Genomic DNA, 20,579 nt, shown 5'->3' on the forward strand with positions numbered 1-20,579 from the left:
TGACGTTGTGATATTCCACCTGACAAGTATGTATCCAATATTTTTTGGCGAAAGTCGAGGGAATATGGTTTCATTTTTACCCTTGAGTAGATGCACTGAATTTATCTTAATTAGTGTACTTTATTAGACTGGTAAACGCCATATGCTCTTTCGCCCGATCATTTAGCCAATGATCAATGTAGCCTTCAATCCAACCATCATCCTCGTTGTATTGACTAACCCCCAATTTTTCTTGAGTAACAGGATCATATTCTTCTTTAATACAAGCAAGAGGAACATACATTCTGTCAATACCCTTACGCTTAACCTCAGCTTCTAGCCAGTCTAAGTATTTGCTAAAGTCAGCCTGTTCATCTAGTAGTTCGTCAAAGGTATAGCAGAAGATATCTTGATTTTCTTCCTTTTTCACTTCATTGCGAGCTGCTGGGCTAATTCTGCGAGCAGCGACTAGCCAAGCTTCTTTTGTCTTATGCTCATCTACAGCTTTTCGTAAAGATTGAACATCACTTAGCCCTCCTTCACGCTCAACACCACGTACAAAGATGCGGTCATATCCTCGCCGTGCTGGAATATTAATGATCCACTCAAAAAATTTCTCTTCTTCTACTTTATAGCTATCAAACTTGTATCCTATAGTTTCAAACCACCCCCTCATTTGCTGTGCTAATATAAATATCCCAATCTTTTCATTCTTTGACTCATCTGCTGGTTGAAGTTTTTGATAAGTTTGTGACTGTATAGCTAACTCAAGTAGAATTTCATTTGGTTCTTTTAGCTTAGATAACTGCTCTTGAAGAACTGATAAATTTTGATTTATAGCGTCAAGCTTTCGATCTCTTAAAACTTCTGATGGTTTGCGTGTGCTGTTGGCAACCTCAAGAAAAGCCATAGCAAAAGCAGCATATTCTGGAAACGGGTCAATACCAAGTTTTTTGATTTCATCACCCAAGGCATACCCATCTATAAAATCTTGACCTTTTTTGATGAATATTAAAGGGTCATTCTGTTCAAATGCTTCACGGAAAGCCTGCTTAATTTCTTCCTGCCGAAATAATTCTAGAATTTCATGTGGTTTTCCAACCCCGTACTGCACAAGAGTATAGACATATACACCAGAAAAATCAGCAGGTGGATACTCATACTTAAGATTCAGTTTCTTTAATAATTTAATTACAGCCTCTTTACGCTCGAACTTGTTTTTTATAGGAGTAGCTGCCATACTAGCAATTGCTGTGATTGCTTTCGATAATAGGTCTACAGTCATAAATCTTATCTAGATACAGATGATTAAGATGAACCAATATTGGTAGCTATTATGCTACAGCATATAGACCTTCAAGGTCTTTGCAATATAGGAATTGGATAATACATAGAAGCTATATTGCAGTAAAAATATATACTAACAAAGTGTTGTGAACTTTGTTCATAGGTTTGAGTAGGCTAATCGCCTGACTTTTTGCTCTACAATCTCTGCAACCTTTCCTCCATCCCGGCGTTGCCCTGTAAGCCGCCTGTGTGTACTAGCAACAATGAGTCGCCTTTACAAAAAAATCCCTGCTTTAGTAAATCCATCACTCCGTAAAACATTTTGGCAGTATATACGTAATCGAGAGGTACGCCATGTTCCTGTGTAAACTGCCGGCTGAATAGTAGTAACTCATCGTTCACTTTTGCATAGCCGCCAAAATGGTAATCACATACCAATTCCCAGGAAGCGGGAGAAGTATATGGTGCAGGTAAACCAGAGGTGAGGTAATTTGTCAATAAAGTTTCGATTTCTTGTGCAAGAAATGCCCCATTTTTCAATACGGGAAATGCGATCGCTCTTTGCGTTTGATCCAACGAAAGCGCAATCCCCGCCAGTGTGGTAGCCGTACCGCAAGCAACGCATATATGATTAAATGCAATCGCATCACCAATAATTATCTCTGTGCAGCCGCGCACACCATTTAAATTACTCCCGCCTTCGGGAATGATAAACACCTCGCCGAAACGTTGTTGCAGATATTCCTGTAATGCTGGTGTGTTGCGCTGTCGATACATCTCGCGGTTCAGGTACACAAGCTCCATACCCTGCTGTACAGCAAAACTCAGCGTTGGGTTTAATGGTAGCCTCTCCTCCCCACGAATTACGCCGATGGTGCGAAAACCAAAAAGATTACCAGCCGCCGCAGTTGCATAGATGTGATTGGAATAAGCACCGCCAAAGGTTAACAGCGTTGTGAAATTTTTCTCTCTGGCTTCTAAAAGATTGTATTTCAGCTTGAACCACTTATTGCCGTTAACCCACCGGTGCATGAGATCCAAGCGCAGCACATACAGATCAACACCAGCCTGGAGAGCAATTTCGCTGTTGATTTGTTGTATGGGAGGAGGAAAAAATATTAACGACATCCATAAACATTTTAACTTAGTATTTATATCTTCTCACATTCATTATTGAAGATAAAAGTAATGATAAACATTGAGCAATTCAATGGTAAATGACGAATAAAACTTTCTGATGATTAGCTTTAGAAATTGGCATTTTACTAATTGAGTATTTCAAGTAAATATAAGAAACATAACGCTCTCTTCAGACAAAAATATTTTTGGAGAAAACAAATGGTTGCACTCATAGAGCTTACTCAAGCTACTCCCAACCCAGGACGTTTGACGATTCAAACTGTTGAAATTGCTCCTCAAACAACTGCTATTCGTTGTCTCGACTGGGATAGAGAACGTTTTGATGTCGAGTTTGGTTTACAGAATGGTACAACCTATAATTCTTTCTTAATTCAGGGAGAAAAAGTTGCCTTAGTTGACACATCTCACCGGAAGTTTGAGGAATTATATCTTGAGGTAGTGGCGGGATTAATTGATCCGGCTAAGATAGACTATTTGATTATTAGCCACACGGAACCAGACCATAGTGGGTTAGTGAAAGATATTTTACAATTAGCTCCCTCAATTACTGTTGTTGGTGCAAAGGTAGCTATTCAATTTCTAGAAAATATGGTTCATCAGCCGTTTAAATCAATGCAGGTCAAAAGTGGAGAACGATTAGATTTAGGCAATGGACACGAATTAGAATTTATATCTGCACCTAACTTACACTGGCCTGACACAATCTTGACTTATGACCACAAAACTAGCACTCTCTACACCTGTGATGTGTTTGGGATGCATTACTGTGATGACCACACTTATGATGAAAATATCACCTTACTTGAGGAAGACTTTCAATATTATTATGATTGCCTGATGGGGCCTAATGCTCGGTCTGTCTTGACAGCTTTAAAGCGGATTGAAAACTTAAAAATAGAAACAGTTGCCACGGGACATGGCCCTTTATTACAACACTATATCTCTGAATGGCTGGGGCGCTATCAAAATTGGAGTTTAGAACAAGCAAAAACAGAGACATTAGTGGCTCTATTTTATGTTGAAGATTACGGGTATAGTGAGCATTTAGCCCGTACCATAGCTCATGGATGTGTGAAAACAGGTGTGGCAGTAGAATTAGTTCCTCTTAATAGTTCCGAGCCTCAAGAAGTTCGAGAATTAGTTGCACAATCTTCTGGTTTAGTAATTGCAATGCCACCCCAATCTCTGGTGATAGCTCAAGCGGCTTTAAGTACGATTTTAGCTGCTGTTCACAAGAAGCAGGCAATTGGTTTATTAGAGTCAGGAGGTGGAGAAGATGAACCTGTTTATCCTTTACGTAATAAGTTTCAAGAACTGGGATTAACTGAAGCTTTTCCACCTATTTTAGTTAAGGAAATTCCTACCCAAGCAACGGAACAGCTTTGTGATGAAGCGGGGACAGATATGGGTCAATGGTTGAACCGCGATCGCACCATAAAACAGATAAAATCTATCAATACCGAGTTAGAGAAAGCTTTAGGGCGGATTAGCACAGGATTATACATCATCACCGCCAAAAAAGGAGAAATTCAGAGTGCAATGCTGGCTTCTTGGGTGACACAAGCGAGTCTTGAGCCTTTGGGAGTGGCGATCGCAGTATCCAAAGATCGGGCAATTGAATCCTTGATGCACGTTGGCGATCGCTTTGTTTTAAATGTTTTAGAAGAAGGCAAATATCAAGGATTAATGAAACATTTTCTCAAACGTTTTGCTCCTGGTGCAGATAGATTTGCTGGAGTAAAAACATATCCAGCTAAAAATGAATCGCCTGTTTTAGCTGAAGCTTTGGCTTACATGGAATGTGAAATTACTAGTCGCATGGATTGTGGCGATCATTGGGTAATTTATAGCACTGTTCAAACTGGAAGAGTTGCCAAGCTAGATGCACTTACCGCCGTCCATCACCGGAAAATTGGCAATCATTACTAATTTGTCATTGGTCATTTGTCATTGGTCATTTGTCATTTGTCATTTATCATTAGGCTCCCCTGTTCCCCAACAGACGCGATGAATCACGTCTATACAACTCCCAAAAAACTATGTATAAATCTGTTGAAAATACCCCGATTAGTATGTATGAAATCAATCGTGGGCGCGTTGTGCGAACCTTGGAATTTATCCAAGATGTGATTGTGATTTGTTTGTGTATCGGTTTATTTAGCTTCATGGTGCTTCAGGTGAGAGATATGTTTCTCTCCTTGCTTCCACCTCTAGATTTTCATGCTGTTACTGCCGATATTCTCTTTTTGCTTATCTTAGTTGAGTTATTCCGACTGCTGATTATTTACCTACAGGAACATCGAGTATCTATTGGGGTAGCTGTTGAAGTTTCCATCGTTTCCGCTTTGCGAGAAGTCATTGTTAAAGGTGTTTTAGAAACAAGTTGGAGTCAAGTTTTAGCAACTTGTGCCTTTTTATTAGTGCTGGGAATACTACTGTTACTCCGAGTTTGGCTACCCCCTACTTTTGAAGGTATCGATCCCGAACAACAAGTATCTAAACGCTATAGAAGCCGAGTTAAGTCTGAATTAACACAAACCAATGGTCATTAAAAATAGGGAGTGGGGAGTGGGGAGTGGGGAGTGGGGAGTGGAGAGTAGTTAGGGAGATGAGGCAATACGGTTCGGATAAGCATTTTTCATTTTCCTTGTGGTCTGGGGAAAGGGTAAGGGGTAAAGGGTAAAGGATGTATTCAAAACCTTTCCCCTTTTCCCTTTCCCCTTTAACCGAACCGTATTGGGAGATGAGGGAGACAAGGATAATAACCAATGCCCAATTGTCAATTCCCAATTCCCAATGCCCCATTCCCAATTCCCAATGCCCAATTCCCAATTATTAACAGAGGTTATTATGTCTGCAAATACTTTAACTACCAGCCATCCTAGAGATGTACAAGTTGCTGAAATTGGTAAAAATACTCTGATTCTGCGATCGCGGACTTGGGACAGATTAAAATTTGAGGTGGAATATTCCCGCCAACGAGGGACTACAGCAAATTCTTATCTGATTCAAGCTGATAAAAAGGCTTTAATTGACCCTCCCGGCGAATCTTTTACCGAAATTTACCTTGAGCAACTTGCACAACATCTAGATTTCATCTCCCTCGATTACATTGTTCTCAGTCATGTCAACCCGAACCGCAGAGCAACCTTGCGAGTATTGCTCTCTCTGGTTCCTCAAGCCACTCTCATTTGTTCTCGCCCCGCCGCCAATGCTCTCAAAACCGCTTTTCCCGAATTTGAATCACCTATTCAAGCGATGCGATCGCAGGATACTCTAAATTTAGGACAAGGACATCTTCTATCATTTATCTCTGTACCGACTCCCCGGTGGGCGGATGGACTTTGTACCTACGATGCCGCTACAAAAATTCTCTACACAGACAAACTTTTTGGCGCTCATATTTGCGAAGATACTTTGTTTGATGAAGATTGGAAGGGATTAGATGCGGAACGTCGTTACTATTTTGAATGTCTCCATGCACCCCAAGCTAAACAAGTCGAAGTAGCCTTAGATAAAATATCGCTTTTGGGAGCCAGATGTTATGCTCCAGCACACGGCCCGGTTGTTCGTTACAGCCTGAGTCGTTTTACCTATGATTACCGCCAATGGTGTCAAGGACAAAAATCTCAAGAATTAAGTGTCGCTTTGCTTTATGCTTCTGCTTATGGAAATACAGCAATTTTGGCGAATGCGATCGCTCAAGGTTTAGTCCAAAATGGAGTTAATGTAGAATCAATCAACTGTGAACTAGCCGATTCTGCGGAGATTAACCGCATTGTCGAAACCTGCGATGGCTTGATTATCGGCTCACCTACTTTAGGCGGCCATGCACCAACTCAAATTCAAACTGCTTTAGGAATAGTTCTCTCTGTGGCGGCTAAAACTAAGTTAGCAGGGGTGTTTGGTTCTTACGGTTGGAGTGGCGAGGCAATTGATTTACTAGAAAGCAAGCTCAAAGATGCAAATTATCAACTAGGGTTTGAAACGATTCGGGTGCGTTTCAGTCCGACTCCTGAGATTCTCCAACAGTGTCAAGAAGCAGGTGCTTTTTTTGCCCAAAACTTGAAGAAAACTAAAAAACTGCGGACTTCCCGCCAGATTGTCACAGAAACCCATGTAGATCGTACCGAACAAGCGGTGGGGCGGATCATTGGTTCTCTGTGTGTTGTGACAACTCGTGATGAAGAAGCCCACAAAGGCGTTTTAACTTCTTGGGTATCCCAGGCAACTTTTAACCCGCCAGGAATTATGATTGCGATCGCTAACGAGCAAAATGCAGATTTAATGCATCATCCTGGTGATAAATTTGTGCTAAATATCCTCAAAGAAGGAAGAAATGTCCGACGCTATTTTTCTCGTCATAGCACTTTAGGCGATAATCCCTTTGCAAATCTTGCCACAAAAACGGCTCTAAATGGTTGTTTGATTCTGAATGAGGCATTAGCCTATTTAGAATGTACAGTGCAAAATCAGCTTGAATGTGGCGATCGATGGTTAATTTATGCCGTCATCAATCACGGTGAAGTTTTGGAAAACGATGGTGTCACTGCTTTAGAGTATCGGAAATCTGGCAGCTATTATTAATCTGACTTTTTACGGTATTTGAAAAACCTCTCTCAAAATCTCTCTCCTAAAAGGAGAGAGATTTTGAATTTTCCCCCTTCCCGCGACGAGTTGGGGGTTAGGAAGTTTTTCGTGAGGGACTTCCAGAGAATAAAATATACAGTTAATAAAAATGATAATCATTCTGAAAGGAGAGAGAGCAGTTGCCGACAGCAACTGCTCTCTCCTAACAAAATATATGCAATATAAATGTCTGCACTCAACAATAAAAGAGCGCAGTGAGGAGAATGGCTATTGCACGAAAAACTGTTATTTAACTTCTAACAATTACGTTGCTCCGTAACAAATATCAACAAACCACTTGCCTACGTTTGGTAAATTCTCTTGACCCAAATTAGTCAAACGTGAAATTTTATTTTCAATTTCTTGCATAGCTTCTTTAGTTAAACACACCCCATTAGCATAAGTTTGAGTGACTAACTTATCGCCAACTTTGTGACTTTCAAAAATCCTCTAAAATATCAACTATAAGATCACTAGTTGCTTTAGATTCTGTAAAATACAAAAATAGTTCATCTAACTCTGGAAGATTTACCTCTAAGATTGATTTGAAGAATATCAGTTAATTTTGTGATTCCAGTATCTGCTGATATTTTGTTAGCACTCAACCCCAAACAAGCAGTAATTAGAGTAACTGCAACGGCGATGTGGTCAGTTGCTTGGCAGTCACATTAATAACTACTAAAGCGGGTCTGATTGAATCAGCCGCTTCCGCTTCAATAGTTATACAGTTTTTTCAAAAATTAAATAAGATTGATTCCTATGGCTAAAAATGCCTCACTAAGTTGATATTGCTTACTGCACAATCTGATAACACCCATTGGCATTAGGAGGCGCTGTTTGTGTTGAGGCAGTTGTGAGTAGCAGTGAGTTAGGTGCTTGGCCTAAGCCATTACCTGTAGCAATTACATCAAAAATGACTCCGGGCGGGACTTGTTGATTCGCAACTTCTACTGTGATTGGTGGGTTGAAGGCATTATTGATCAATGGGTCAAATTGGTCAGGTAGAACTGGATTGAAGTTATATGTACCAGCCGTAAGTTCTGGGTAAGGAATAGCAGTTTTGGGTGTTAGGTCTGTGATACGAGTTTCATCCACATTTGGGCTAGAGGATTTGCTAATACGGAAATCTATAACAGCGCTAGTTTCCGAAAAGCGATACCAACGTCCTTTAAATTTACCTGGATTAGGCTGTGTTAAATCCTCTGGAATCACAAAGGGTGATTGATTAAATAATGGTTGACCTGAGGGACCTTGTAGTGTTCCTGTGATCGCTACTGTATAAGCACTATTAGGCGCTCCTGTAAAGGTTCTAGAAGCAATTGTACTGGAAGTACCAGATTGCACAAAACGTACATTAATATTTCCTGGTGTTACATTTACATATTTACTAGCTTGACGAAAATCTACATTCTCCAAAACTTTTTGACCGTTGACAATCACATCAACTGGTGATGCAGTAGGAACCGCAGCGTTAATAACTCTTAATTTGGCAGGGCATCTATAAGGGTTTAGAAGAGAATCTAGTAGACTTAGGCTTCCAGTGGGCAATTTTTGTGAAGGCTCTGTAGATAGTTGAGAATAGGCTAAACCTTTGTATGGATAACTAGTCAAACTAATTAAAGATAATGTCAAAGCACCTAAGAATAATCGTCTTGTTAGAAACATATCTTCCTCCTATCGTGAAACAAAAATAACAAATGATCAAGCTTTGTTTTGCATAAAAAATGATGCGATAATCATCACAAAGATTTTTTATGTATGGGGATATAGATGCAGGTTTTGTCAACGTAAAAGACAACGGGCGCACAATAACGTTCGCCTCAAGACATTAGACTTGGGCAGAATATTATTGCAGCAGCACATATAGTGGCTGGCTTCAAGTGTCCAACGTGACAAATGCTTTGGTGGAGGCTGCTTGAAGTTTGTTGATAGCGCACTTCATAGTTCTAATATTTCACGATTTTTAGGAGAATGCAAGGACAGTTAAGCGGTTAATAGCTGTCATTTAACCATTTAATAATATATTAGTTGCTTGATAACGAATTTATATGTGTAGTTATATATGTAGGTAGTTGACATAGTGAGCAGTATTTACTTCTGCACCCCAAACCGCCGCATCATCTCCTGCAATTCCACCGCCTCCCCATCCGGCGTGTACACAACCTCACCCGACATCGCAATCACAATTCTCTATGAATTCTGAGTCTCATAGCTAAAGTCCACTCAAGTGGACTAAATGATCAATTCAGTCCACTTAAGTAGACTTCAGCTATCAGCCCTGAACTTCAGTTCTGGGCGCGATGTCGGTGAGTGTGACGGTTTCACTTTAACAAAGCCTTACAAGGAGAAAGGCTTTAATTTTTCCCCAACCCTTGTAAAGAAGCTTGCTCGGTAGTTAGATTTTCAGGAACTTTACCCGTTGTCGGCTAATCTTAGTGCCAGTCCCCCATACCCAATATCGTGATCTAAGATTGTTGGGTATTCTATAAATTGCGATCGCCACTATACGGATGATTGAAGTTGAACATCTGAGTAAAATATACGGCTCTACCCCAGCGATTACTGATGTCACTTTTAGCGTCGAGCCTGGGGAGATTTTAGGGTTGTTGGGCCCCAATGGCGCTGGAAAAACCACAACCATGCGGATTCTCGCTGGTTATTTACCGGCAACAAATGGAAATGCTCGGATTGCTGGTTATGATGTCCATGAAAATTCTCTGGCTGTACGCCAACGGATTGGTTATTTACCCGAAACACCGCCGTTGTATCCAGATATGACGGTAGAGGGATTTTTGCATTTTGTCGCCCGAATTAAGGGAGTATCAGTAGGCGATCGCCCCAACAAAGTAACAGCCGCCATCGAACGCTGCAACCTAGAAGATAAGCGAAAGGTAATTATCCGCAAACTCTCAAAAGGATACCGCCAAAGAGTCGGAATTGCTCAAGCGATCGTCCACGATCCACCAGCAATCATTCTCGATGAACCCACCGTTGGACTCGATCCTCGACAAATAATTGAGGTGCGGAATTTAATTAAAAGCCTTGCTGGGACTCACACAATTATTCTTTCCACCCACATTCTGCCAGAAGTGAGTATGACTTGTAGCCGTGTCGCCATCATCAATCGCGGTAAAGTCGTAGCAACTAATACACCAGAAAATCTGATGACCCAGTTGACAGGTGGTTCTGGGTATGAATTGGAAATAGAAGGAGAAGCAGCCCTAGCGAAACAGGTATTGCAAAAAGTCGCGGGTGTGAGTCTGATAGAATCAATTCCGACAGCCGGTCATCAACCCCAGGCAAATCGCGCTTACCTGCGGGTAATATCGCAACCGGGAAAAGAACCAGGAAAGGATATTGTCACAACATTAGTGCGTGCAGGATTTGGTTTACATGAACTGCGGCGAGTAAACGCTACCTTAGAAGACGTATTCTTGCAACTGACCACAGAAGAAAAGAATTTCGAGACTGAGGTAGACTTAGCAGCAGATAAAGAAGGAGAGGCAGCGTAAATGGGTGTAGTACTGAGTAATATCATTGCCATTTATCGCCGGGAGTTGCAGAGTTATTTTGTATCGCCATTAGCTTATGCGATCGCAGGCATATTTTGGTTTCTCGCGGGGTTATTCTTCGTGATGATTTTGCTAGGGCCAGACGGCATTTTGCTAGGAGTTGCGGCAATAGATGCACAAGGGCAACAACTGGGAGTACCAGTACCGCCGATAGATGTCCCTTACGAATTTGTCCGAGCATTTTTAGATCGTATGGGGTGGCTATTGTTGTTTATCCTGCCAATACTGTCAATGGGACTCTATGCCGAAGAACGAAAGCGGGGTACTTTAGAACTGTTAGCCACCTCACCAATCACCAATTGGGCGGTAGCGGTAGGTAAATTATTAGGCGTGCTAACATTTTTTACCACGATGGTTTTACCCATGCTAGTGTTTGAAGCGATCGCTATTAGTGCCTCAAATCCACCAATGGCGCCTTCAATTCCCTTACTGGGCCATTTTGGATTAATCTTGCTAGCAGCAGCAATTTTATCTGTAGGAATGTTTATTTCCTCATTAACAGACAGCACAATTCTGTCTGCCGTTCTTACCTTTGCAGTAATTTTATTATTGTTATTGATTGATTTAATCGGCAAAATTGTCCCTGGCCCCATCGGCGAAGCTTTAGGTTATCTATCTTTGCTGAAACATTACAACACATTAATCCAAGGCATTTTTGATACCAGCACCTTCATTTTATTCGGCAGTTATATTTTTTTGGGCATCTTTCTCACCGCTCAATCAATTGATGCACTGCGCTTTCAAAGGCAATAGTCATTTGTCATTGGTCATTGGTCATTGGTCATTTGTCATTTGTCATTTGTTATCTGGTACATTGCCAATTGAGTTTAGGTAGGAGTTTAATTTTGGTGCTAGTTCGTTAATGATTGTTTTGATTGCATTTATCTGTTCGGTAGTTAAAAGGTTACGAGTGTAAGCTCGTCTTAACCAATGTTGAGTTTCATTGAGAGAGCCTCTTGCTATTTTTATGAAACGTCTATTTTCTTGAAAACTACCTCTTCCTACACCTTCTGCTATATTCGCACCGATACTATCTGCCGAACGTACAATCTGTTTACCAATCGTATCTTTTGCAAAAAAATTCCATCCTTCAACAATTTTCCAAATGTCATCAGCTAATTGTTCTGATAATTGATAAACCTGTAATTATTGGAAACGCTTTGTTGCCATTTATTCAGTTATCTTGCTTACTTTACTTATTTTTAGTCACTCAATTCTCATCCATATATTTTTACTTGTCACCATTTTTAGAGAAATGACCAATGACCAACAAGCAATGACCAACGACCAACGACCAATGACAAATGACAAATGACAAATAATATGAAAATAGTTGCAAAAAATAAACTGTGGAAATATTTATTTTGGTTAGGCCCATTCCTAATTACTGTCGGCTTAACAGTTGGATTAGTCTCTGAACAGTGGGGACTAATTCCATTAATATTTTTAATTACGGGAATTGTGATTAGTGGGTTGGGGATAATATGGCAAAGCTACCAGAATAACTGGTGGAAGCGTCGTTCTACCCAAGCTGGAACTAATGCCCTAGTGGCAACTTTAGCAGTATTGGCAATATTGGGATTGATTAACTTTTTGGGAACTCGCTACCACTTGCGGGCAGACTTAACAGAAGCTCAATTATTTACCCTTGCGCCCCAGTCACGGGAATTAGTAAGTGCATTACCAGAGCCGGTTAAAGTGTGGGTGTTTGATATTAACCAGAATCCCCAAGACCAAGAATTGCTAGAAAATTATCAACGACAAAGCTCAAAATTTAAATATGAGTATATTGACCCCCAAACAAGACCAGGACTTGCAGAAAAGTTTGGCGTCAAAGATTATGGGGAAGTTTATTTAGAATCTGGCGATAAACGGCAATTAGTGCAAACAGTTAATCAAAATGAGCGTCTGTCAGAAATCAGATTAACTAGTCGCCTACAACAACTAACAAGTTCAACCACAGCCAAAGTTTACTTACTCCAAGGTCATGGCGAACGCCAACTTTCGGCTGGTAAAGATGCAATATCACAAGCAGTTCAGGGATTAGGCGACAAAAACTTTACAACATCTCCGCTGAATCTAGCAGAAACCTCCAAAGTTCCTCAAGATGCCTCTGTCGTCATAGTAGCTGGCCCTAAGCGAGGGCTGTTTGAGGGCGAAGTCAAAGCCTTACAAGAATATCTGAATCGTGGCGGAAACTTACTGTTGATGATTGATCCTAATACCGATCCCAAACTTAACAGCTTGCTACAAGAGTGGGGTGTTCGTTTAGATAATCGTTTAGCAGTCGATGTTTCAGGTGAAAGCGTCATAGGACTTGGCCCTGCCACCCCCTTAGTTACAGAATACGGACAACATCCAATTACCAAAGATTTCGGTAACGGTAATTCTTTTTATCCAGTTGCACGACCACTAGAAATTACCTCTGTACCCGGTGTTGAGGCTACTCCTCTGCTGCGAACCAAACCCTATCCCAGCAGTTGGGCAGAAAGCGACCTCCAAAGCGAAAAATTGGAGTTTAATGCAGATAAAGACCTCCAAGGGCCTCTTACCTTGGGTGTTGCCTTAACAAGAAAACAAGCAGCTAAATCTGCTACCACTCCCCAAACTTCACCAACACCTTCACCCCTACCATCACCAACCACCCAAGCTCAAACTCCCCCCACTCCCCCTGCCTCCCCTACTCCCCCTGCTCCTGCTCCTTCCCCCACACCCTCATCTCAAACAGCTACCGAGTCACGGTTAGTGGTTTTAGGAAATTCTAACTTCGCCACTGATGGCTTGTTTCAACAGCAACTAAATGGAGATGTATTTCTCAACTCAGTTACTTGGCTGAGTCAACAGGATCAGCAACCCCTTTCCATTCGCCCCAAAGAACCGAAAAACCGTCGAATAACCCTGACTACTACCCAAGGCAATCTTTTAATAGTGTCGTCTTTATTGGTTTTACCCTTAATTGGGTTTGCGATCGCAGTTACTCTCTGGTGGAAACGACGGTAAAAAGTGAGTTAGGAGTTAGGAGTTAGGAGTTATAAATATTAACTCCTCACCAATAACAAATGACAAATGACCAATGACCAATGACAAATGACCAAAAAATGAAATTGCCGCGAACGACTTTAATTTTGATACTGCTAGCGCTAGGTTTAGGTGGTTTTGTCTACTTCTATGAAATTCGGGGCGCAACTGTGCGAGAAGAAGCAAAGGAGCAAAAGCAGAAAATTTTCTCTTTTGCAGAAGATGATGTACAGTCCTTAACGGTCAAGACAAAAAAACTCACCTTGAATCTGGAACGTAGCCCTGAATCAAGTAACCCCAAGTGGTTAATCAAATCTCCGATATCGGAACCAGCAAATGACGCTATTGTTTCTTATTTAATGGATTTGCTGGTCAAAGGTAATAGCGATGCCTACGGCGGTAAACTACGCACTTTATCAACTCCAGCAAAAGAGCTTGGACAATTTGCCTTAGATCAACCCCAAGCAACTATCAATATCACCCTGAAAAACCGACAAAGCCATCAATTAATTTTAGGAAAATCTAACTTTAACGGTCGTTTCTTATATGCTCACACTGACCCAGCTACAAAACCCGATGGAAATATAAATGTACTATTGGTATCTACAGATTTTGCAAATGCCGTGAATCGGGAATTATCAGAGTGGAAGCAACCTGTAGATAATAGTCAGAAACTACCTGGACTCAGCACCCCTTTACCAACTCCGACCAATGGTAAATGAGCAATTACGCTTTCTGTGGTATGTTTCGGTAACGCCCAGTCAACTTAGAGCCAAGGCGAATAGAATTGGAGGTTTATAGCCGTCTTTTTAACGTCAAGTTGACTTCAAATCTCACTAGTTTTTCTAAGTTACTATGACAAATCCGACAGCAACACTGCTAATTTCCTGCCCCGATCAACGGGGATTGGTGGCGAAATTTGCCAATTTCATCTACTCTAACGGTGGTAATATTATCCATGCAGATCAGCATACAGACTTTGCCGCTGGGTTATTCCTCACGCGCATTGAATGGCAGTTAGATGGGTTCAATTTACCGCAAGAATTTATTGCCCCTGCTTTTAATGCGATCGCCCAACCTTTAGGTGCTAAGTGGGAAATACGTTTTTCTGATACAGTACCACGCATAGCTATCTGGGTAAGTCGGCAAGACCATTGTCTATTTGACTTAATTTGGCGACAACGTGCCAAAGAATTTATTGGTGAAATTCCTTTAATTATTAGTAACCATAGTAATCTCAAGATAGTTGCAGAGCAATTTAATATTGACTTTAAACACATTCCTATTACTAAAGACAATAAATCAGAACAAGAAGCCCAACAACTAGAATTACTACGCCAGTACAAAATAGATTTAGTTGTATTGGCGAAATATATGCAGATTGTTAGTGCAGATTTTATTAGTCAATTTCCACAAATTATTAATATACATCATTCATTTTTACCAGCATTTATCGGAGCAAATCCTTATCACCGAGCTTTTGAACGGGGGGTAAAAATTATTGGCGCAACGGCTCATTATGCCACTGCTGATTTAGATGCAGGCCCAATTATTGAACAAGATGTGGTGCGAGTCAGTCACCGTGATGAGGTTGATGATTTGGTGAGAAAAGGCAAAGATTTGGAGAGAGTTGTATTAGCAAGAGCGGTGCGATCGCACTTACAAAACCGTGTATTAGTATATGGGAATAGAACAGTAGTATTTGAGTGATTTTATATGCGAATGAATGTAATTTTACGAGAGATGAGTATAAAAATATTAAGAGTTATCGCTGGGTTTGCGAAAGCGAAGTTAAATAGTTAATAGCCTGACAGTATGAAGATATTATGATCCGTGACAACTTCATCGTCCGCAAAATGAACAGGTCGGAAATTGATTTGGCGATTACTTGGGCAGCAAGCGAAGGTTGGAATCCAGGAAAGTATGATGCTGAATCTTTTTATCAAACTGACAACAATGGTTTTTTCTTGGGCGAGTTGAATGGTGAGCCAGTGGGGTGTATTTCTGCTGTTGCTTACGATCAAAACTTCGGCTTTCTCGGTTTTTACATTGTGAAACCCCAGTTTCGTGGGCAGGGGTTGGGTATGAAAATTTGGAAGACTGCAATGGACTATCTAGGTGCTGACCGTAACATCGGCTTAGATGGTGTAGTAGCTCAACAAGATAACTACAAAAAGTCTGGTTTCCAAATCGCTTATAAGAATATTCGTTATCAAGGGGTGGGTGGCGGTGTTATGCCTGCTGGTATCATCGAACTGAAAACTGTGCCTTTTGAAGATTTGGTGGCTTATGATTGCCAAATTTTTCCTTCTAAGCGTCCACAATTTCTGCGGCATTGGATTGAACAGCCAGAAAGTACTGCTTTCGGGTTTCTAAAAAATGGATATCTTGTTGGTTACGGAGTTATCCGGTCTGCTCATACAGGTTTTCGGATTGGGCCACTGTTTGCTAATGACGAACAGATTGCTGAAGCATTATTTCAAGCCTTGCTTGCAGAAAATCCTCATGCTCCAGTATTTTTTGATGTGCCAGATGCAAATGTACAAGCTATTAACCTAGTTCAACGTTGCCAATTGCAGACAGTCTTTGAAACGGCTCGGATGTACACTAAAGAAATTCCTAATTTACCTATTAATCGCGTTTTTGCTGTGACAAGTTTGGAACTAGGTTAGAAACTGACAAACAATGAATGTGTTTAGACACTTAGTATACAATTTTACTGTAAGCGCGTGAGTTTTTCTATGAGTCTATGATAATAGAACAGTAGTATTTTGTACCTTACGTTGGCGTACCCTCTCGTAGAGAAGTTTAAATCTGCTGTATATACAAACAAAGTCCGCGTAGGCAGACTTTAAAATAGTTATTTCAAGAATTGCCGTTGCTGTTTTACTTAGCTGAAACTAACTCTGTCTCATCTTTCGATTTATCTCTGATTTTAAAGTAGTAATAAAGATTACCAACAGTTAAGTCTGATGCCTGTTGCAAATTAGATGTAACTAAAGTTTTATAACCAGTAATTCCAGCTTGTTCACTAATATAAAATTCGTACTCTCGACGTAGTTCAGGCTCGAATAAAAATAACAACTGGTCACGAAGTGAATAGAAATGGGATTTTTCGGTTAAATTTTCATATACTAATTGTTCTGGCGGTTCTACTAAATTGATTGTGGAGTAGTGAGTATCTGTACTATTAAAATCAGCGCTACTTAAAAGTTTTAAATCTGATGAAGGAAGCGAGCGCATCCAATCCACATGATTTTGCCACGAATCCAATACCGCTAAATCATGATTTTTAATGCGGACAATTTCGGGAAAGAGAAAATCAAGCTCATCATGTGATTCGCAGCGATTAATCACAGTGAGAGCATCTTCACAGATTTTATCTTGGAGTAGGATAAGGCGATCGCTGACTGCTGAAACTTCATTTTGCACTTGATAAGTTGCAACAATCGCCTGTTCAATTGCCCAAGCGCATTCAAGTCTGCGTAATTGACCAGCTGCACAGGTTTCTTCCAGTAAATGGGGATTGCTGTAATCTGCTAAAGCCGTAAACAACATTCCCCTAACGCCATCAATCTCAGCGTTTCTTCGGCTGAAATCTTGCAATTGCATCGCTGAACGGAAGCGGTTCATCGCCTGAATAAACACTCCATACGCTCTCACTAAAGCTGTGCGATGTTGTTCAAATTTGATATCTTGGGCTACTTGCTCGATTATTTGTCTAATTTCTACTCCTTGGTCTTTTAAGGCTTGTTTCAAGTCAATAAAGCCGTTTTTAACTTCCAGCCTCATTTGTTCTACTTCTTTTCTTAATTTCAGTGTTTGGTGTAGGTTCACTGCTGTCAACGCTACACCTGCTATGGTTCCCACACCAATCAAGGCTGTAGTTGCTTGCAGCACACCCAAGCTAGTTTGTATAGTTTGCAAGCCATTTAATACAGCTGTAAAGCCTTGCTGAGTTTGATACATCTGCGCCCCACTGATAAGGAAATTTGAAGCTGCTATCAGTGGAGATAAAGGGCTGTTGTTGACAGTAGCACCAATAGCATGACCTACAAACTGTCCGGTAACTGTATCTCTAGCCATGCTTAAAGGTACTCCATTGCTCAAGACTTGTAGATATTTCCCAGCATCAATACCAGTTTGAATTGCAGGCGCAAATTGGAACAGCATATTTTTAGGTTGCTAAAAGCTAATTTTCTTGAGCCTAACTGGTATAAAAAAGTAAAGATAACCGTATTTATTCGGTATATTAATTAATTTTGTCTAAATCTGGGAATACTAAGTCTGAAAACTTATCGCCTTACATAGTTTATGGATACTTCACTACTTAACTCTCAGACTGTTGAGCTATTGTCGCAGATTACTGGACAAAAACTGACTCAAAAGAATCTCACACCACCCGTAATATTTCTGGCAAATTTAGTCACGGTGCTTTTGGGAGTGATATTTGTAGATGGCACAGTAGCAGAGTCAGAAAAGCAACGTTTACTTACAACCCTTTATCGATTTAGTATTCCAGAAAGTGATGTGCGTAAGTTGACACATTTAATGATTAAGGGAGTCAAAGAAAATCAAGTTTATAAGCAAGTTAATAATTTACTAGCATTAGCGGCTCCACTTTCAGAATCAGAAAAGCTGTTGTTAATTAGCTTTGGCTATGAAATGTCAGCAGCAGATAGCGAAATTGACACCCGCGAGAAAAAGTATATGGAGATAGTTGCCAAGCACTTAGGCATTAAACCACAACATTTAGTAGTTTTAGAGGCTGGTTTTACACATCAAGCAAATGTGGAGCCTATTGCTTTAGATGAAGTACATTTTTTACTCAACCCTGCTCGATTTCAACAACTAGATACCATATTTGTCAAGGCTGCAAGTGATATGCTAGCGGCTCTACCTACTAAATCAGAACACAAAACAACTAAACCACACAGAAATCTATCTTACGGAGAATTGAAAAAGTTCCAAGAATATCGCAAACAATTAGACAATTCTTGTTATCAGCTTTTTCAGATAATTCAAGACTGTACCAATCGTGGCTTCTTGCCTCACACTTTGATAGAGGAAGTAGAGGAAATATCTCAAAAAGTAAAATCTCAGCAGTTTAGGTTAGCAGTTTTAGGCGAGTTTAGCCAAGGGAAATCAACCTTACTTAATGCCTTACTAGGTGAAGAAATTCAACCTGTGAGAGAGATTCCTTGTAGTGGTATGGTAACAGTTTTAAAATATGGAACCCAAAAGCGGGTAGTCTGTCGTTATAAAGATGGACGGGAAGAAGAAATTCCTTTTGAGCAATATCAACTAAAGGCAACAATTTCAGAAGATGCAGCACTTGGATGTCTGAGTGATGAACTAGCACATAATGAAATTGATGAAATTGTTTTTGAGCATCCTGATTTAGAGTTATGTAGTAGTGGGGTAGAAATTGTAGATTCTCCAGGATTAAACGAACACCCTGAACGCACCGCCATTACTCAAAAATTACTGAAAGATACAGATGCAGTGATATTCCTAACTAATGCCTTACGTCCTCTAACTCAGGTAGAATGCGACTTACTCCAGGATGTGAGAACTCAACTAAATCATGGTAATAAAAATGAACCTGCTAACAATCTTTTTATAGTAGGAAATTTTATAGATTTAGTGCGTAGCGAAAAGGGACGTGAGCAAGTGCAACAAAGGATCGAAAGAATTGTACAAGGTCAAAAGCCTATAGTTGCAGGTGAAAACCGCGTTCATTTTATTTCTGCTCAAGCTGCACTGGATGCAATTTTGCAGGGAACTGAAGATGACTATTTGAAAGCCTTCCAAAATTTTACCCAGTCTCTTGAGAAGTTTTTGACCTTTGATAGTGGCACAGTAAAAATTAAGCACTCTATTAGTCAAATAAATAGAGTTATCAAAAAAGGTTTAGATGGGCTATATAAATCGAATGCTACTTTAGATGGAAAAATCCAAATTTCTGAAGCAGAAAAGCAGGAAATTTTAGAAAAAATAGGAGAAGCCAGTGGGCGCGATGTCAGAATCCATCTATTGGCAGATCAACTTATAGAATTAGTGTTTGAGCAAATTACTGAATCTTGGGATGAATGGCGTGAAGGATTAGGCGATCGCATAGCTCAAAAGAGCCAATATTGGAATTCTGAACACAACCCGGCTTTAAGCCAAGACAAACTGATTAGAGATTATACCAATCAATTTATCAGAGATTTGTCAGCAGAAATAGATGAATGGGGAAATACGAAACTTAAAGAGATTATCTTACAAGAAAATATTAAGTATTTAGACACTAGTATTGCTTATGAGCTAGACGCAATTCAAGGTGAATTTAATAGACTAGACCAAAACATACAAACTAATTTTAGCAAGCAGCTTAAAATTTCTATTGACAGTATAAATGATGATTTTATGGGAATGGGAGGAATTGGTAGTGGTATTGGAATAGGTGGCGTTTTAGCTGCTGGATTAATGATATTTACAGGTCTTGGTTTTATTGCCGTGATTGTTGCAAGTTTAGCTGCTACAATTGCTGGTTCGTTTGGTTTTGGAATGCTAGATTTTGATGGACTAAAAGACCAAATAAAAGGCAAAGTTTGTGAACTAGGATTTAAAAATTTTGATGATAAAGAATCAAGAGATAAATTATCAGAAAAGTTAGATGAAATTGTTGGCTCAGTTTTTAATAGCCGAGTGGAATCAGCTAGTCGAGTCATTGCAGAAGCGATCGCACTTTACGAAAATCTCCTCGAACAGCAGGAAAAGGCTCACAACGAAACTTTGGAACAACGTGAGGCTGAAAAGATATGGATTTACCAAAAGCGCCAAGAACTTGAGCAAGTACAGGATGGGCTGGAAATCATTCTCAGTAAATGCACGATTGTTTAATCACATTCCTTTTGTAACTAATCTCGCCTCATAATAAAGAAAGATTAAGCTGCACTCAGAAAACTC

Annotated in this window: 14 protein-coding genes and 1 pseudogene; 10 read left to right on the plus strand and 5 right to left on the minus strand. The window is 40.2% G+C overall.

Annotated elements, in window-relative coordinates:
- Positions 1-106: 106 nt before the first annotated feature.
- Entirely contained in the window at positions 107-1,264 is a 1,158-nt protein-coding gene (locus A4S05_RS20150) for a hypothetical protein (protein WP_069071581.1), read from the minus strand.
- Positions 1,265-1,461: 197 nt separating this feature from the next.
- A complete protein-coding gene (locus A4S05_RS20155; RefSeq protein WP_069071582.1) occupies positions 1,462-2,394 on the minus strand; it encodes a 1-aminocyclopropane-1-carboxylate deaminase/D-cysteine desulfhydrase in 933 nt (310 codons plus the stop codon).
- A gap of 210 nt (positions 2,395-2,604) precedes the next feature.
- Here A4S05_RS20155 and A4S05_RS20160 point away from each other — a divergent pair, with 210 nt between their 5' ends.
- The 3 genes from A4S05_RS20160 to A4S05_RS20170 all read left to right on the plus strand — a co-directional run bounded on the left by A4S05_RS20160 (position 2,605) and on the right by A4S05_RS20170 (position 6,993).
- Positions 2,605-4,335, plus strand: a complete 1,731-nt coding sequence (locus tag A4S05_RS20160; RefSeq protein WP_069071583.1) for a diflavin flavoprotein — start codon at positions 2,605-2,607, stop codon at positions 4,333-4,335.
- Between the two features lie 110 nt (positions 4,336-4,445).
- Positions 4,446-4,958: a phosphate-starvation-inducible PsiE family protein gene (locus A4S05_RS20165; protein ID WP_069071584.1), complete on the plus strand. Its 513-nt coding sequence runs from the start codon at positions 4,446-4,448 to the stop codon at positions 4,956-4,958.
- Between the two features lie 298 nt (positions 4,959-5,256).
- The gene (locus tag A4S05_RS20170) at positions 5,257-6,993 is read left to right on the plus strand and encodes a diflavin flavoprotein (protein WP_069071623.1); all 1,737 of its coding nucleotides are present in this window, start codon (positions 5,257-5,259) and stop codon (positions 6,991-6,993) included.
- 834 nt (positions 6,994-7,827) lie between these two features.
- On the opposite strand, the gene A4S05_RS20175 is transcribed toward A4S05_RS20170, so the two are convergent.
- The gene (locus A4S05_RS20175; RefSeq protein ID WP_069071585.1) at positions 7,828-8,700 is read right to left on the minus strand and encodes a DUF4397 domain-containing protein; all 873 of its coding nucleotides are present in this window, start codon (positions 8,698-8,700) and stop codon (positions 7,828-7,830) included.
- Between the two features lie 845 nt (positions 8,701-9,545).
- On the opposite strand from A4S05_RS20175, the gene A4S05_RS20180 reads away from it, so the two are divergent.
- Complete coding sequence (locus A4S05_RS20180; protein WP_069071586.1) at positions 9,546-10,547, plus strand: ABC transporter ATP-binding protein; 1,002 nt, start codon at positions 9,546-9,548, stop codon at positions 10,545-10,547.
- Positions 10,548-11,360 carry an ABC transporter permease gene (locus tag A4S05_RS20185; protein ID WP_069071587.1) on the plus strand — a complete coding sequence of 271 codons (813 nt, stop codon included), beginning with the start codon at positions 10,548-10,550 and terminating at the stop codon, positions 11,358-11,360. It abuts the gene before it with no gap.
- A 42-nt stretch (positions 11,361-11,402) separates the two neighbouring features.
- Here the strand turns inward: A4S05_RS20185 and A4S05_RS39115 are convergent.
- Positions 11,403-11,777 (minus strand): annotated as a pseudogene (locus A4S05_RS39115) (four helix bundle protein).
- Between the two features lie 153 nt (positions 11,778-11,930).
- On the opposite strand from A4S05_RS39115, the gene A4S05_RS20190 reads away from it, so the two are divergent.
- The 4 genes from A4S05_RS20190 (at position 11,931) to A4S05_RS20205 (ending at position 16,297) form a co-directional block, all read left to right on the plus strand.
- The gene (locus A4S05_RS20190) at positions 11,931-13,607 is read left to right on the plus strand and encodes a GldG family protein (protein ID WP_069071588.1); all 1,677 of its coding nucleotides are present in this window, start codon (positions 11,931-11,933) and stop codon (positions 13,605-13,607) included.
- Positions 13,608-13,705: 98 nt separating this feature from the next.
- A complete protein-coding gene (locus A4S05_RS20195) occupies positions 13,706-14,347 on the plus strand; it encodes a DUF4340 domain-containing protein (RefSeq protein WP_069071624.1) in 642 nt (213 codons plus the stop codon).
- 133 nt (positions 14,348-14,480) lie between these two features.
- Positions 14,481-15,335, plus strand: a complete 855-nt coding sequence (gene purU, locus A4S05_RS20200) for a formyltetrahydrofolate deformylase (RefSeq protein WP_069071589.1) — start codon at positions 14,481-14,483, stop codon at positions 15,333-15,335.
- A gap of 116 nt (positions 15,336-15,451) precedes the next feature.
- Positions 15,452-16,297, plus strand: a complete 846-nt coding sequence (locus A4S05_RS20205; RefSeq protein WP_069071590.1) for a GNAT family N-acetyltransferase — start codon at positions 15,452-15,454, stop codon at positions 16,295-16,297.
- A 214-nt stretch (positions 16,298-16,511) separates the two neighbouring features.
- Here A4S05_RS20205 and A4S05_RS20210 read toward each other — a convergent pair whose 3' ends face one another.
- Positions 16,512-17,798, minus strand: a complete 1,287-nt coding sequence (locus A4S05_RS20210) for a hypothetical protein (protein WP_069071591.1) — start codon at positions 17,796-17,798, stop codon at positions 16,512-16,514.
- A 141-nt stretch (positions 17,799-17,939) separates the two neighbouring features.
- On the opposite strand from A4S05_RS20210, the gene A4S05_RS20215 reads away from it, so the two are divergent.
- Entirely contained in the window at positions 17,940-20,513 is a 2,574-nt protein-coding gene (locus A4S05_RS20215) for a dynamin family protein (RefSeq protein ID WP_069071592.1), read from the plus strand.
- The last annotated feature ends 66 nt before the right edge of the window (positions 20,514-20,579 follow it).

Origin of the sequence: Nostoc sp. KVJ20 (genome assembly GCF_001712795.1) — a bacterium.
GTDB lineage: Bacteria > Cyanobacteriota > Cyanobacteriia > Cyanobacteriales > Nostocaceae > Nostoc.